Source organism: Arthrobacter sp. AIWTK1 (assembly GCF_056680535.1).
Genome location: NZ_CM155287.1, coordinates 1,912,279 through 1,926,207, shown reverse-complemented (window position 1 = coordinate 1,926,207; position 13,929 = coordinate 1,912,279). Strand labels below are relative to the sequence as shown.

The window sequence follows — 13,929 nt, the reverse complement described above, 5'->3', positions numbered from 1 at the left end:
CGAGGTTGGACGGCCATCAAACGGAACCCAGAAACTCAGAGCCAATGACCATGTCCATCGCCCGGCTCTCAGCTCAGTCGGGCCTGAAGTATCTCTTCAAGACCACCATGCTGGACGATCTGACAATCACCCCCGCCGACGCCACCACGTACTACATGAAAGCCGGAACACCGCAGGGCCGCTGGCTCGGGTCCGGCGTGCCCGGCATCAACCGGACCGCCGGAGATGTCGTCACGGAATCGGACGCCAAGGCAATTTTCGATCACGCCACCCACCCGGACACCGGCGCAACTCTGGGCCGCCCCCACGGCCAACCCACGATCGTCCAAAACAGCCAGGGCCGCACAGAAACGCGCCACGCCGTCGTCGGCTTTGACCTGACTTTCAGCGTCCCCAAATCCGTCTCCGTCCTCTGGGCGCTGAGCCCCCGCACACTCCAAGACCAAATCCTCGAGACCCACCACCAGGCGGTCAACGCCACCCTTGAGTGGCTCGAAACTTACGTCATCAACACGAGGGCCGGCCGCAACGGTGTCGCCCACCTCGGCACGCGCGGGGCCATCGCTGCTGCCTTCGACCACTGGGAGTCGCGAGCCGGGGATCCGCAGCTCCATACGCACATGGTCATCGCCAACCGCATCCAGCGCATCACTGACGGCGCATGGGTCACGCTCGACTCGCGAACTCTGTACAGGGCCGCGGTGGCAGCCAGCGAGCACTACAACGGTCTCCTCTTCGACGCCCTCCACCGGAACCTCGGCACCGACACGGAAGTCCGCGTGCCGGCCGCGAACACCCACAATCCCGGCCAGCAACTCACCGGCGTCGACGATGCGCTGATCCGCGAATTCTCCAACCGATCGCGTCTCATCGATCTCGAAACCGACCGGCTGGTGGCCGAATGGACCGCCAGTCACGGCACTCCCCCAACCGCGACGACCACCATCAAGCTACGGCAGCAGGCAACACTTTCAACCCGGACCGCCAAACCGGAAACAGCCGTCCCGCTCCACCAGCTCTCCGCCCAATGGCGCACTCGCGCGGCCGTCAAGGGCTTCGAGCCCCGAGACGTGCTCGCCAACACCATTAGACGCTCCCGGACAACGCCCTTCCGCATCGGTGACTTCACCCCGGACTGGGTGAACGCGGTGGGGTCCCTGACCCGCGAGCGCGTCGCCACCAAGCGCGCCACCTGGAACCGGTGGAACCTCCTGGCGGAAGCCGAACGTGTCTGCGCCGAAATCCGCTGCCAGACACCTGGGGACCGTCACACCATGATTGACATCGTAGCCACCGCCGCCGAAGCCCAGTCCGTCCCACTCAATGAGTACCGGTACGCCCTCCCTGCGGAGGCCCAGGCCGATCTCCGCTTCGCAGACCACAGCATCTTCGACTTCCACGGCTCCCGCCTCTACACGGACGCAGGGACCCTCGACAATGAGGACATCATCCTGGGAGCAAGGAACGACGACGGCGGCCCGGCGGTGAGCACGGCTCTCGCCATGGAATCGCTCGCCAGCTACAAACACGGTGGTCGCCTCGATCTGCACAACGACCAACGCGCGGCGGCAGCAACCGTTCTGCTCAGCGGCAACCGGCTCGACGCCGTCGTCGGTCCTGCCGGAACCGGCAAGACGACCACCCTCGGCGCCATCAAGGCTGCCTGGGAATCTGCTTTTGACGCCGGTAGCGTGGTGGGATTGGCGCCGGCGGCGGCGAGCGCCGAGGTCCTTGGGCGGGAGCTTGCACTGACCACGGAGAACGTAGCCAAGTGGCTCTACGAATCTGTCGGTCAAGGCGCCGGCAACCGGGCTGCACAGTTCCTCGACACCGAGCAGCGGCTCGCCAATCAGGCGGCTAACGGAGGTCCGCAGGCGACTCGCCTCGCCCAGAGGGCCACCCGAATTGCCGCTGAACAAGACAGATGGCGCTTTCACGCCAACCAGCTGGTCATCGTCGACGAGGCCTCTATGGTGTCCACCATGCAGCTGTCTGCACTGGTCCAGCTGGCCCGGGGTGCCGGGGCCAAGGTGCTCCTTGTGGGAGACCCGGGGCAATTGGACGCCATCGACGCCGGCGGTGTCCTCGGCTGGCTGGACCGGCAAGGCAAAACGGTGCGGCTGAGCACCATTTGGCGGTTCAAGGAGGCCTGGGAGCAAGACGCCTCGCTGAAGCTTCGTGCCGGGGAGTTCGGTGCCATTGCTGACTACGACAGCCACGGGCGCATACAACACGGGGCGCACCTCGACATGGTCGACCGGGCGTACCTCAGATGGCAGGCCGACATCCATGCCGGCAAGTCGTCCATTCTCATCGCAGCGGACAATGACACTGTCGGCATGCTCAACCAACGTGCCCAGGCCGATCGCGTGGTCCAAGGTGCCGTGGATGCGGAAAACTCGGTACCGCTCAGCGACGGACTCCATGCTGGCACTGGCGACACTGTCATTGCCCGCCAGAATGACCGGGCCATAACCGACAGCAGTGGTGACTTCATCCGGAACGGAACCATGCTCGACGTCGTCCGTACAGACAGGCTCGACGGCTCGCTGACCGCGGTTCGCCGCGACACCGGCGCAACGATCAGCTTGAGCCGTGACTACGTTGAGGCTTCAGTTGAGCTGGGATATGCGACGACGGCCCACCGCTCGCAGGGCATCACCGTGGACACGGGCCACACCGTCGTGACACAAGGCCGGCTGACGCGTGAGCTGTTGTACGTGAGCATGACTCGGGGACGTACGGGGAACCACGCGTACGTTAGCGAGAATGATCCCTTGGATGACGAGCCTATGGATCCCGCTATGCAGGCGTCGTGGCGGCAGATCCTGGGCGAGGTCCTTGCCGCCGAAGGCGCCGAACGGACGGCTCACGAAGTCCGTGATGCCGAGCAGTCGAAGGCTGACAGCTTGGAGCGTCTCAGTGCTGAGTACGACTACCTCGCACAACTGGCAGCGGCTGAGGATCTGTGGGAGTTCCTTGAGGCGCACTCGCCGGGCACGGTCTCCGAGCTTCAGCAATCGCCCTCGTGGGGCGCAGCTGTAGCTGCGTGGCGCACATCAGTTGGAGTCAGCCGGCCGAGCGCGCAACGCGTTGTTGTCACCGCCCTGGAACCAAGCGCATCCGCTCGAGACACAGCGGCAGTCGTCCACTCCCGGCTCCGGCAGTTCCTGTCCGCGATGCCTGCCGCAGGCATTGATCCCTTGACCGAGGAACTCCGCACCGTTCGTCCCGACCTTGCCAACATGGTCACCCAGGTCCGGGCGCGGATACAGCGCAGGACGGACCAGGTCACCATGGCCGCGATCATGGGCGACGCCGAATGGAAACGGAACCTCCTGGAGGCCTTGGGACCGTTCGTCACTCCCGAGGAGGCAACTGGCTTGCTTCGCCGAATTGCCATCTATAGGGACCGCTGGGGCATCGAGGATTCGCCCCTTCCACTGGGGCCAGTTCCTGCGGCTTACGAGTGGGACCAAAAGGAGCAGCGTGCAAATATCAATCGGCTTGTTGAGCAAGCAGGCGTCTCTTCCCCCAGCCCCGCGGACTCTGCAACGTGGACTGATGACCCGAAGACGTGGGCAGACCGCCTTATCAATGTCGGCTGGCAACTCTAAACTGGTCACGAAGGTAATCCGTGAATGCGAACCCAGTCTTGAAGCCGAAGCTTGCAACACCTGCTTTGATCCTGAGCAGCGTGGCAATCGCTGTGAGTGTCGTCTATCTCTTAGGGACCGCGGCCGCCAGTGGACCGGATAACTTGTCCTTGCTACTAACCGGGGCTACGTCACTCTTCGCGGCTGCAGTCGCCGGGTCGGTCTGGTTGGTCCGAGCACGCCGGCGGCGTTCATGGATGGCTTGCGCTCACGAAAAGTGGGATCGCTTTAACGCCATGAAGCGAAGTAGTGGCACGACGGCGGAGATCACGGTTCTGAGGGTTGACGCCCTCGAACCCACAGGCTCTTGGATCACGATCAAGTGGAACCGCTTCGACCACGTTCAGCCTGCATGGATCGAAGCTCTGCCGGAACCGATCTGGCCCGGATCTGTTCTGCTTATCTCACCGGACCCGACACAGGTCAGGCCGGGCGCACCATGGCCGGCAATTTATTACCTACGGGCTTCAGATTCCCTGGCCTGGGCACCGGGCAGCGAGGCACGGCCAAAGTCAAGGCGCGTTCCGCACGCACGAGTTGAAAGCTCTCGTCGGCCAAGAACCATTCGCGCTCGATGAAAGGCCGGCAACCAGGTTGACTTATAGCGAACCCGGGCGTTATCAGTAGTGGGCGGCGCGTGCGCTCGTCCATCCGGCCATGGGTAACGTGCGGCAATCCATTGCTGGCGACGTGATCTATTTCTGCAACTACTGGCGTTTCGGTAGTTTCAGGCACTGGCGTGGACTTCCCTGCTGTTTATTGACCGCAGCACGAGGGATGAACGCCGCGACGGAGTCATGAACGGCGAGGCTGTCACAGTCAGCCGTGTCGTTCCCAAAAGGCAAGATCACCTTGGAAGACCAAGTCCATTTTCAACTTAATCGACGCCGCGTCTCAGCCCGTATGATGTTTGCTGCATGGGACCGACTTGGCACAAGGTCAGATATCCGGATTAAGCGGCTCTGACGCAACCGTCGAAAACCCGTATGGATGAAACGCCAGTTGGAACGATAGGGCTGAGGGGCGACGCTTAGCCGTGGGTTATGAGTTCAGCTAAGGAATCTGGACCACCGAGACGAGATCACGAGAGGTGCTTTGCACCTGACCTGACGAGACTGAATGCCGCTTTCTCACATTCACGGTGACAGCTACATTGACTTCCTCGCTGACGGCGTTGAGTTCTTTGACCTCTTTGAGAAGATCAGCAGTCTTTACAAGGACAACCAAGGACCTCTGGCTTCCCTCGGGCCGGAGCCACATTCTCGCCTCTGAAGGCTTGTATCCATCGAGCGTGCCACGCAGCTCCAGCAATTCAACTGTCTCATTCACTGGGCGCAATAGGGTACTTAGTCGGGAAGCTCCACGCTTAGTCAAAGTGACGCTCCGACGGCCAATACCTCTCTGTCGGACGCTGCCCCTGATCTGCCAGTCGGCGCTCGCAGCGGTGGAGATTGCTTCGAAGAGGAGATGGTGGGCATTCGATGGGACGAGCCCCAAAGCCGCTCCCAGCTCGTCGTCCGCAAAGGTGTCGGCATCCGAGGCCGTCGAAAGAATGGTTGCGATCTCGCGCAGAGCAACAGAGTCGGATGTCGAAGTCTCACCGACGTCGAAGAGTATGTCGGCCCCGGGCGCTGGGGTAGCGGATTTCTTCACGAAGGCCGGAGCGGACTTGAATACCACCCTGACGGACCCGGGAGTGGCTCCTTCGATCAGAAGCCCCGAACGTGCGCGGACATGCGTCTTATCCACCTTGGATGCCGCAGCGACGGCGCCCGTAATCTTTGAAATGAATTTCGAGAAGTGCTTGGCGTCAGTGGTGTGACCTTTGACCCCAGGGCCCTCTAAGTGGAGGTCCAGTTCTGCCTGGTCCGGGCCACGGTAAAGTTCGAAGGTGTCCAGCAACTCGGGGTCATCCCCTATGACCTCGTCGCGTAAACGTTCCGGACTGTAGAAACTTCCAAGGTCAACATGCGTGAGGGCGTCAACTAGCGCCTCGTGCAAATTCTGGCGCCTGTAGGTGGATAAGAACGCTTCTCGGCCCATCCTGAGACCGTGCTGCCTGGCGCTCCATGCGCCGAGTCCATTGAAGTCCGGGAGTGGTCCAAGCTGGGACAGATCGTCATCCCACTCGTCCCAAGCGGGATCAAACATCGGCTGCGTAGCCATCGATGATCACCTCCAGGTATCCACGTCGGGGGACGGCATGCCCCATATTCGGCTCTTGGCTCTTGTTATGGCTCCGTTGCAGCCAATCGTCCCAGTACCCCCTGCTGAGTAGGTAGTCGCGGTGCGCGGGGTTATCTTTGGTTGTCCTAGGGATAGCTTCCCAGTCCAGCGTGTAACTGTCGATGCCCCATTCGCGGATTTTTGCACTTCCACCGGAACTTAGAGCGGTGAGCATCTTCATATCATTCTGGTCCGACAATCTGGCGGTATGTCGTTTGTCGAGGACAAACACTACGTCAATATCCGAAGGGCTCTGCTTCCACGTGGTGAAGGAACCCCCGATCATCACAGCATTGACCGGGACGGCCTTCCGTACTCGCGCGGTCAAGCTAAGGAAGTTGTTCCAGATCAGCTCGCGGCGCTCACTCTTACGGAATACTGGGGCGGTGACGTACGCACGCTGCACGTCGAATAGGCTGACGGAATGCCTGCCCAGTGTCGGGACTCCTTCTGGCATCCTCTGGGGAATGAAATTGCGTCCGAGGCTTTCCGCGTTCTGCCGGCTGCAGGCCAATAAATCACTTATGAGAGCGGCACCCATCGCAGGAGCTGGCATCAATGCCGACAGCTGGATATCCCCCGTCGTTAAATCCGCCGTGATCAAATGCTAATCCCTACTGTCCGTCGGCGCTTCGCCATTTCCGTGGATGCACGCGTCAAACTGGGCATCATTTACTGCCTGCGGTGAGCTTGGCAGCCCAACCAACGGCAGTGTCCATAGCAGCCGCAGTCGGATTGACTGTCGGTTCGCCCTTCATGGCTGGATGGTCACCGAAGGCGCGTTCCGCGAAGCTCTTGCGGAGTTCGTCCTTGGCCTGTGGGCTCTCTACGGCTGCGAGGTAGGCGTCGAATGTTTGAAGTTGAACCGCCAACGACCCTGCCCAATTCGCCATCGATCGATGCTGGTGAGCTTGGCGGGCGAAATAGCCAGCCAAGCCGAAGACGCCTGCCAAAAATACCGCCCTCTGGATCAGGTGCACGTAATCCCCCGCAGCGATGTCGAGCCAACTTTGACCCCACGCCGACCCCGTGACGAACAGTGCAGCGGAGCCGGCCGCCGTGAACGCCAGGGTGACTGTAAGGCGGCGAAAGGTGTTGGCTGAGCCCTTCTCGTCATCCGACAAGCGGCTGTAGAACGATGACATCCTGGCGTCGCTGGTGATGCCGGCTGCTGCGGAGGCGGCTGCAGCTGAAGCTTCAGCTTTCTCCCGCTGCTTCCCTATGTTTACTACGGCATCGTCAAGCAGACGGGTGGCTTCGTCCCGGCCCAGCATTTCGAGCCGTCCGCGCGCTTCCCGAAGCATCACCGAGGTCTCAGTCGGCAAAACGCGCTGTAGCATTTCATCGAACAAACGCGTCACTGCCTGCCGGAAGGAAGGAAGAAGTCGCGCTTCTGCCTTCCCTGGCCCATAAGGAACGTCAACGATGCTCTCAAGCACTCCCCGGGTGCTTCGTGCACCCGCGCCTTCCAACCATTCGTCCGGCTGTCCGGCGGCGGCGTGTTCGAGTATCTTAGTGTCTGCGTCTCGGATGCCTTCATTGGTGACCACATTGCGAAGTAAAGCGAAAACGTCCCGAATCATTTCACCAACCGCTGGTGGCTCAAATTTCGACGTGAATGACTCGTGATCTATTACAGGAGCAGCACCGTTGACCGTCGTCCAGAGTGCTAGATAACCCTGAGTTCCAATCCACGCCACTTAATCCTCCTGAAGTTCTTCGCCGCGCCAACTGGACAATTCGTACCCCCGCCAACCGGTAAGACAGTGGCCGGATGTGCGGCCGGCTTCTGGCAGCTGGATGTTGTTGTCTGGGTAGTCTACGGCGCGGAGCGACTTGACCTTGACTCCGCAGGCGAACATAACGGCGCTCCGCATCATCGTCCGTGGGGAATCATTTCGTGTTAGGCCCTGACACAAACGAACTTGCCGACGCGTTTTCTTGCGCTGAACACAACACTTTCGAAACACCGGTAAGCGGGCTGGCGCTCACCAACCCGCTTAGGCAACGCCTCACGCCCGCCGTGCGGACGACCCCTCTGCTTCAGAAACCCATCTCACTCCCGGCCGCTACCCCGAAAGGGGGCACCACCACGGGGCTCTTCGAACTGACGTTGTAGGCCGGCGTAGCAGCCTCTGCCGCGGGCGCCTCAAGGCCAGCACGCGCTTCAGCCTCCGCCGCTGCACTTGGCGCATGCGACATGCGCTGGTACACCGCGGTCCCGAAACGGAGATCCGGTCCGATGGCGTCGGCGACAATGCGTCGGGCTTCGCGGCGTTCGCCGTCCTTCTCGTAGGAGCGGAATTCCAGATCGCCCGCCACAGTTACCGGGTCGCCCTTTCGCAGAGAACTCGCCGAGTTCTCGGCCAGCGCGCGGAATGCAGAGACATTGTGGAAGACGGGTTCCCCGTCTTGCCAAGTGCCGTCCGCGCCCTGTATTCGCTGGTTGACGGCAACCCGGAGCTTGGCGTGAGCCACTCCGCTTTCCCCGATGCTGAGTTCGGGATCAGCAACCAGATTGCCGGCGATGCTGATCGGGATTTTTGTGCCCATGGTTCTTGTCCTTTCCAAAGCCGGTGGGACTCTCCCACCGGACACTTTGATGCCAGTGCAGGCTCACGGCCCGGCCAATACCGGCCCGTCGACCGACCGCACAGGCGCTTCCGGGCCCGCGTACGACGGAGCCGGACTCAACCGTGGGTCCGCGTCGGCGCTGGTGATCTTGCCGCCAAATCCCGGTGGGTGTGTGATTTCGAGAATTCCCTTGCTGGCAGCGGTGACCCGCCCTAGTACTGACTTCGCAATATCCGCACGGGACGCCGGGAGCCGACTGCCGGCGTCGTGAGTCATCGCGTCTTTCTCCGCGTCAATGACGGCGTCAGCCCATCCGGCGAGATAGGTCGCGGATTGAGGTCCGCGGTCGATACCGTGGGCCTTCAGCACCGTGTAGGCAACGGATTCGGCCTCCACCTCGGCCAGTCCCCGATGATCTGCGCTGCTGCCATACAGCCGACCGACCACGTCGTCGGGACCGTGAAGCAGCACATGTCCAAGTTCGTGTGCAAGGACGGCTGCACGCTCTTCTGGGCTGAGCCAGGCGCCGACCTGGACCCGGCGGTGGGTGAAATCCGTGAAGCCGCTCGTCAGCCCATACTGCGCGTCTGCCTCATCGACGTTGAAGCCGTGGCTGCCCGCTACTGTGGCAAGAGATCCGAACAGCTCCGCTACGTCCAGCACAGATTCGGCACCGCCGCGGGGAACGAGCAGCGGCGTGCCCTGCGTTTGTGAGACGTCAAAGACTGCCTGGCCTCGCCAGCCTGTGATGACCGTCTTCTTTCCATCGTCGACGGCGCCATGGGGCACACGCTCACCCGCAGGGATGCGTGGCCGGGTACCGTCAGGAAGCGTGACCTGCTGTAGTCGGGCTGTGCGGGGAGCTATCACCCAGAGTGCATGCTCACCCCGCAGCACCGTACGACCATGGCGGGCCCACTCCTTGTACCCGGCCACCAGTGTGGGTTCGTCGGTTCCTCGCTGTGCCATCTGCATCTTGAGAAGGGCAACATTGCCGCCCGAGTATCGCCACAACGTTGCGGAGGCATCCAACAGCACCTGCCACTGCGAAGGAGATTCGACTGCCTTTTCCAGGATCCTGTGGAGGCCATCAGTCAAGGCAGAGATGCGCTCCTCGGGCGTCATGCGGGAATTGCCCGATTCGCTCCGGCCCGGCACAGCATCTGCCGCCACCGCACTCGATACGTCTTCAGATTCAGGGGCCACGACAGCCGCCCTTCATGCTTCTTGGAATCCGCCCGGGACCACCCCGCGGATACTTGTTCATGTCCTGAAAGGTGCAAACAGCATGACTTCAGAAATCGTCCCCGACCGTGTGGGAAGCCGCCTGCCACTCAACGAAGCCCGGTGCGTCGAGCCCGAGGGTTCTCACTGCGCACTCGTTGTGCGCGTGCAGGCCGACGCAACCGGCCGTCCGGGTATGGATCCTCAACCGCTCGACGGCGTGCGGCAGCCGTTCGTGAAACGCCGGCGGCCCGATCTCGGGTAATACCGAACGCCTAAATGCCCCTATGACAAAAGACCCCTCTCAGATCCCAGGAACTACTCCTAGGCCGCGAGAGGGGCCTTCAATCCTTAATCAGGAGGTAATGTAAAGTCGAGTAGCCTCCGGGTCGTCGCCTTCGAGCAGCCGGAGCCCTCCTAGCGACTTACGCTGCCAACGCACTCCGGCCCCATCAGTGAATTGAACCTCACGATTTGGATGAAAAGTTCGCACACTGAGCTCTGTCAGGACTCGGCGCGTGCCTCCCGCTTCAATGACATTCCATTGCTTCGCGATATCCGCGTTTCCTGCTTCCGCACCAGTCTTTGGGTCAATTTCCCTTTGAACCAACGTAACCATTGAGATGGGCTCGCTGCCGCCGTTGTGAACACTCCAGTTCACGGCCTGCCCCTCAAAGCCGTTCTGCAATTTGTTGGCTGAATAGGACCTCTCGGCGATAAGAGTAACCTGAGCCGCCAGCCGCCGCTTCTCGGCATATTTTTCCTCCGCCCGATCTTTGCGATAAAGCGCCCGTTCATCGGCGGCTGCCTCACGGTCCTGTTTGGCTTCATGGCGTTCCAAGTCCAAACGCTTTCCGTCACGTAATCCAAGGTGGAGCGCCCACCCGACGGCGCCTATCGTTCCAACGGCGGCTAGCCAGTCAGGCACGCTACCCCAATCAGGCGATGTAAAAAGATCCCCAATACTCATCCCGTAACCCTAACGCCTTCGTGACCGCGTCACACTAGACATAGCTGGATCTAGCGGCCGGCAAAGTCCCTATTACTAGATATTCATTACTTGGGGGAAATCATCAATAAACCAATTATGCCTTTTGCCCTATCCGTGCTGCTTCTCGCCGCAGCGTCTATCGCTGGCGTTTGAACACGCTACTGGAGAGCCACGGCGTGCCGCTCCGTCTTGGAACGTCCGGCGAAGAACAAGGGCGACTAATTCGCATTTTCGATTCGCCCCTCAACGACTTGGCGGCCCAACAGATCGCTCAACGCTCGGGCGACCCCGAGGATGAAGTCGCCCACGCCGTAAGGATGTTCCGCGCCAGAGACGCGACGGTTGTAGACAAGCGTGCCGCTATTGCATTGCTTTACGGCGAACTGGAACCCAAGCGAAATTCCATAAAGAGGAACATCTCGTCCGGCGACGAAAGCGACCTATTCAGGATCGCCAACCAGTTCACCATCCGGCATCGAGATAAGGCTCAGAAATCTGATTTTGGCGAGGAGTTCCTCGATTGGACCTTCTGGACATATTTGGCAACCGCGAATCTCATGGACGAAATTGCCAACCGCAAAGCGGCGGTGGCCATTGTTGCAGCAGAGACGCCCGAGTCAGGCACGTGAACCACTCATGTGTCTTCCGCTGAACAACAGGGGCCGATATCGGCTCGACCTCCGAAACGTGGGCAGCCGGGGCGACGCGGCGAAGTGACCATTGCACTCGCTCCACTATTACGGTGATCCCGTCGATGACCTACACCACGGGCGGAAGGTCGGTCCCTCAGGACAACCACTGCAAAGCTTCGACTACAGCTTTCGGAGCCCGATATGTCCCCACACACAGGGTCACCTTTGGGCTCCGTTTACCGTCCCATTCATCTGGCGGGGCTACTCTTCAAATGCCGATTCAGCCCTGCTAGACGTGAAGCCCTAACCTCAGAATTCGTCACCGTTGTGGTGGGAACACGCCTGCCACTCAACGAACTCCAGTGCGTCTAGCCGGAGGGTTCTCACCGCCGACTCCTTGTGCGCCTGCAGCCCGACACAGCCGGCAGTCCGGGTATGGATCCTCAAACGCTCGACGGCGTGCGGCAGCCGTTCGTGAAAGGCCAGCGGCCCGAACCCGGGGTCATCGCTGGCGTACGAGGCCAGTTCCGCCCGCTGCAGAGCATAGAGCTCGGCCACGATCTCGGAATGGCGCCACCAGCAGTCCGGAACCACTGACGTCGTCAGCTGGTACGTGGCGACAAGCCAGCGGACCCAGACCGCCAAAGAACGCCACACGCTCCCGGCCTGCTCGGCTGTCATTTCGCGCCAACGGAACGTCACGCCGGATGCCCGGCCGGGTGGCCGGAATGCAGAGCGGAAGAGCTCGGCGGTCAGCTCGTCGTCGTCCGCTCCTGCCGATGGGATCTCAAAGCGTTCGACGTCCTCATGGCTGGCCATCGGCCGGCTCCTCAGGTGCTGCCTGCCTAAGACGGTGCCCATCCGCCAGAGTCCGTTCAAGCTCCAGCTTTGACCGACCGAGCTCTGCGGCGTCTTTTCGTTTGTGCCATTCGCGCAAGTCCAAGAGGATGGGCCGGGTTCGACGTCCCAGCATCAGGGCGGTGCCCGCGGGCAAGCGCCTGATCTCATGAAGCGGCAGGACCGGGCTCTCCCTGATCTGTTCGCCGTCCTGCCTGCCCTGTGCAGACCAGGAACGGGTGTTCAGGGTCAGGCTCCGCTCCCCCAGCAGCCCGGCCAGCGAGCGCAGGTCACGTTCGTCGGAGCCGCCGCCGAAGATCACCTTGATGATGGCAGAGTCCCAGATGGTGGCTGCCTCGTCGATGGACCAGCCGGTACGGGCCTGGGACAGGGACTGGAGAACCACTAGCGTTGAGATGCCGATGCCGCCGCCGTCAGACAGAGCGATGGGCAGACCCGGCCACGGGGCCAGGTTGGCAATCTCGTCCAGGACGAGGGACAGCGGCGGATCCAGCCTTCCCCCTTTGGCGACAAAGGCCAGTTCGCGTGCGGCGTTGTCGATGTCGTCGATCAGGGCCGACAGATACGGCCCTGCCGCAGCAGCTCCCGCGCGCGTGCCGATCAGATACAGGGTCCCGCAGTCCCGGATGAACGTCTTCGGGTCAAATTCCTCTGACTCGTCCCGTGGGTCCAGGGCGGCGAGCACTTTCGGTGACGACAGCGGTGCGACGGCAGCCGAGACACCGATCCAGGAGTTCGAGGTGTTCCGAGGGTCATCCTCGAGGATGCCCATCAAGTCGGCCTGCCACCCCAGCGCCGCCGCCGGTTGGCTCAGGACCTCCAGCGCCTCACGTGCCAAGACCGGGCTCGAGGACCAACGCCGAAACGCGCGGACGCCCTCGCCGGACAGTGCTGCGGCATGAAGGAGGCATTGCAGGATGACCAGCGAGCGCTTTTGCCATGCGGCGTTCTCTCCCTTCATCTCCGTGTCCGCAGTGATAACGAGAGCACGGCGCGTGGCGATGTCCGGGTCCTCGCATCCGCGGACGGGGGACCAGCGAAGTGTCGAAGGCAGCCCGGACATGCCTTGCGGGTCGAACACTGTGACCGTCCTGCCGCGTGTAGCGCGGGCCTTCATCGTGACCACCAGGTTGTCGGCTCGCGTGGATGTCGTGACAACAGCCCCCGGCGCATCGAGGATGGCATTGATGACCACGTAGAGGCCCTTACCGGATCGCGGAGCACCCTGGATGACCATCGATTCTTCTGTGGAGACATGAATGGTGACACCGCGGGAACGGCCCAACGTCCAGGCCACGTCCTGGATCCGCGGTTTGGCGAGGCCTGGACGCGTGAACTTGCCGCGCTTCAGAACGGCCCTCGCTCCGAAATCCTGGAGGATCTCGGTCCGGCGCGCGATGCCCTCGCGGCTCAGAATGTCCTGGCGCAGCCACCCGCCGGATTGCTTCCACCGCCTCCAGGCAAAGACAGACCCGACGGCGAGCGCAGCCGCCAGAAGGAGGACCGGGCCAACGAGCCACCAGATACTGCCGGTCCCGACGTCGCATCCCTGCGGTACGCGGACGATCCAGTCGATCCGACCGATGAGAAGTCCGACGGCGGCGGCCGGGTTGAACGGCGACGGCTGACTGCCGCCGCATCGCCAGGCCATCACGACGTTAGCTGCCCCCTGGACCAGGAAACTCAGACAGACATAACCGGCCACGGCGATAAGCCCGGCCGTGACCAACGGACTGTCGGTGCCTCGCCGCGAACTCATCTGTGGCAT

Annotated in this window: 11 protein-coding genes; 3 read left to right on the top strand and 8 right to left on the bottom strand. The window is 61.8% G+C overall.

The window, feature by feature from the left end; all coding sequences use genetic code 11:
- The first annotated feature begins 44 nt into the window (after window positions 1–44).
- Complete coding sequence (mobF, locus tag AC1MDG_RS08845) at window positions 45–3,617, top strand: MobF family relaxase (RefSeq protein ID WP_479808575.1); 3,573 nt, start codon at window positions 45–47, stop codon at window positions 3,615–3,617.
- A gap of 1,092 nt (window positions 3,618–4,709) precedes the next feature.
- On the opposite strand, the gene AC1MDG_RS08840 is transcribed toward mobF, so the two are convergent.
- From AC1MDG_RS08840 to AC1MDG_RS08820, 5 genes are all read right to left on the bottom strand, one after another.
- The gene (locus tag AC1MDG_RS08840; RefSeq protein ID WP_479808574.1) at window positions 4,710–5,822 is read right to left on the bottom strand and encodes a hypothetical protein; all 1,113 of its coding nucleotides are present in this window, start codon (window positions 5,820–5,822) and stop codon (window positions 4,710–4,712) included.
- On the bottom strand, window positions 5,800–6,486 hold the full coding sequence (locus tag AC1MDG_RS08835) for a DUF6932 family protein (protein WP_479808573.1): 687 nt from the start codon (window positions 6,484–6,486) through the stop codon (window positions 5,800–5,802). The genes AC1MDG_RS08840 and AC1MDG_RS08835 overlap by 23 nt, the downstream gene beginning before the upstream one ends.
- 64 nt (window positions 6,487–6,550) lie before the next feature.
- Window positions 6,551–7,582 (bottom strand): hypothetical protein, encoded by a 1,032-nt coding sequence (locus tag AC1MDG_RS08830; protein WP_479808572.1) that lies wholly within the window; start codon window positions 7,580–7,582, stop codon window positions 6,551–6,553.
- A 343-nt stretch (window positions 7,583–7,925) separates the two neighbouring features.
- Window positions 7,926–8,435 (bottom strand): single-stranded DNA-binding protein, encoded by a 510-nt coding sequence (locus AC1MDG_RS08825; RefSeq protein WP_479808571.1) that lies wholly within the window; start codon window positions 8,433–8,435, stop codon window positions 7,926–7,928.
- Between the two features lie 63 nt (window positions 8,436–8,498).
- On the bottom strand, window positions 8,499–9,662 hold the full coding sequence (locus AC1MDG_RS08820; RefSeq protein WP_479808570.1) for an ImmA/IrrE family metallo-endopeptidase: 1,164 nt from the start codon (window positions 9,660–9,662) through the stop codon (window positions 8,499–8,501).
- Between the two features lie 82 nt (window positions 9,663–9,744).
- Between AC1MDG_RS08820 and AC1MDG_RS08815 the strand changes: the two genes are divergently transcribed.
- The gene (locus AC1MDG_RS08815; protein WP_479808569.1) at window positions 9,745–9,945 is read left to right on the top strand and encodes a hypothetical protein; all 201 of its coding nucleotides are present in this window, start codon (window positions 9,745–9,747) and stop codon (window positions 9,943–9,945) included.
- 90 nt (window positions 9,946–10,035) lie between these two features.
- Here AC1MDG_RS08815 and AC1MDG_RS08810 read toward each other — a convergent pair whose 3' ends face one another.
- A complete protein-coding gene (locus AC1MDG_RS08810) occupies window positions 10,036–10,521 on the bottom strand; it encodes a hypothetical protein (RefSeq protein ID WP_479808568.1) in 486 nt (161 codons plus the stop codon).
- Between the two features lie 299 nt (window positions 10,522–10,820).
- Here AC1MDG_RS08810 and AC1MDG_RS08805 point away from each other — a divergent pair, with 299 nt between their 5' ends.
- On the top strand, window positions 10,821–11,300 hold the full coding sequence (locus tag AC1MDG_RS08805) for a hypothetical protein (RefSeq protein WP_479808567.1): 480 nt from the start codon (window positions 10,821–10,823) through the stop codon (window positions 11,298–11,300).
- Window positions 11,301–11,612: 312 nt separating this feature from the next.
- Here the strand turns inward: AC1MDG_RS08805 and AC1MDG_RS08800 are convergent, their stop codons facing one another.
- Together AC1MDG_RS08800 and AC1MDG_RS08795 are read right to left on the bottom strand one after the other, a co-directional pair.
- Window positions 11,613–12,122 carry a hypothetical protein gene (locus tag AC1MDG_RS08800; RefSeq protein WP_479808566.1) on the bottom strand — a complete coding sequence of 170 codons (510 nt, stop codon included), beginning with the start codon at window positions 12,120–12,122 and terminating at the stop codon, window positions 11,613–11,615.
- The gene (locus tag AC1MDG_RS08795) at window positions 12,109–13,920 is read right to left on the bottom strand and encodes a type IV secretory system conjugative DNA transfer family protein (RefSeq protein ID WP_479808565.1); all 1,812 of its coding nucleotides are present in this window, start codon (window positions 13,918–13,920) and stop codon (window positions 12,109–12,111) included. The genes AC1MDG_RS08800 and AC1MDG_RS08795 overlap by 14 nt, the downstream gene beginning before the upstream one ends.
- Window positions 13,921–13,929 lie beyond the last annotated feature (9 nt).

What these genes read in the sequence shown, in the direction of transcription:
- mobF (WP_479808575.1), top strand. Translation starts at nt 45, where the DNA reads ATGACCATGTCCATCGCCCGGCTCTCAGCTCAGTCGGGCCTGAAGTAT.
- AC1MDG_RS08840 (WP_479808574.1), bottom strand. Translation starts at nt 5,822, where the DNA reads ATGGCTACGCAGCCGATGTTTGATCCCGCTTGGGACGAGTGGGATGAC.
- AC1MDG_RS08825 (WP_479808571.1), bottom strand. Translation starts at nt 8,435, where the DNA reads ATGGGCACAAAAATCCCGATCAGCATCGCCGGCAATCTGGTTGCTGAT.
- AC1MDG_RS08815 (WP_479808569.1), top strand. Translation starts at nt 9,745, where the DNA reads ATGACTTCAGAAATCGTCCCCGACCGTGTGGGAAGCCGCCTGCCACTC.
- AC1MDG_RS08800 (WP_479808566.1), bottom strand. Translation starts at nt 12,122, where the DNA reads ATGGCCAGCCATGAGGACGTCGAACGCTTTGAGATCCCATCGGCAGGA.
- AC1MDG_RS08795 (WP_479808565.1), bottom strand. Translation starts at nt 13,920, where the DNA reads ATGAGTTCGCGGCGAGGCACCGACAGTCCGTTGGTCACGGCCGGGCTT.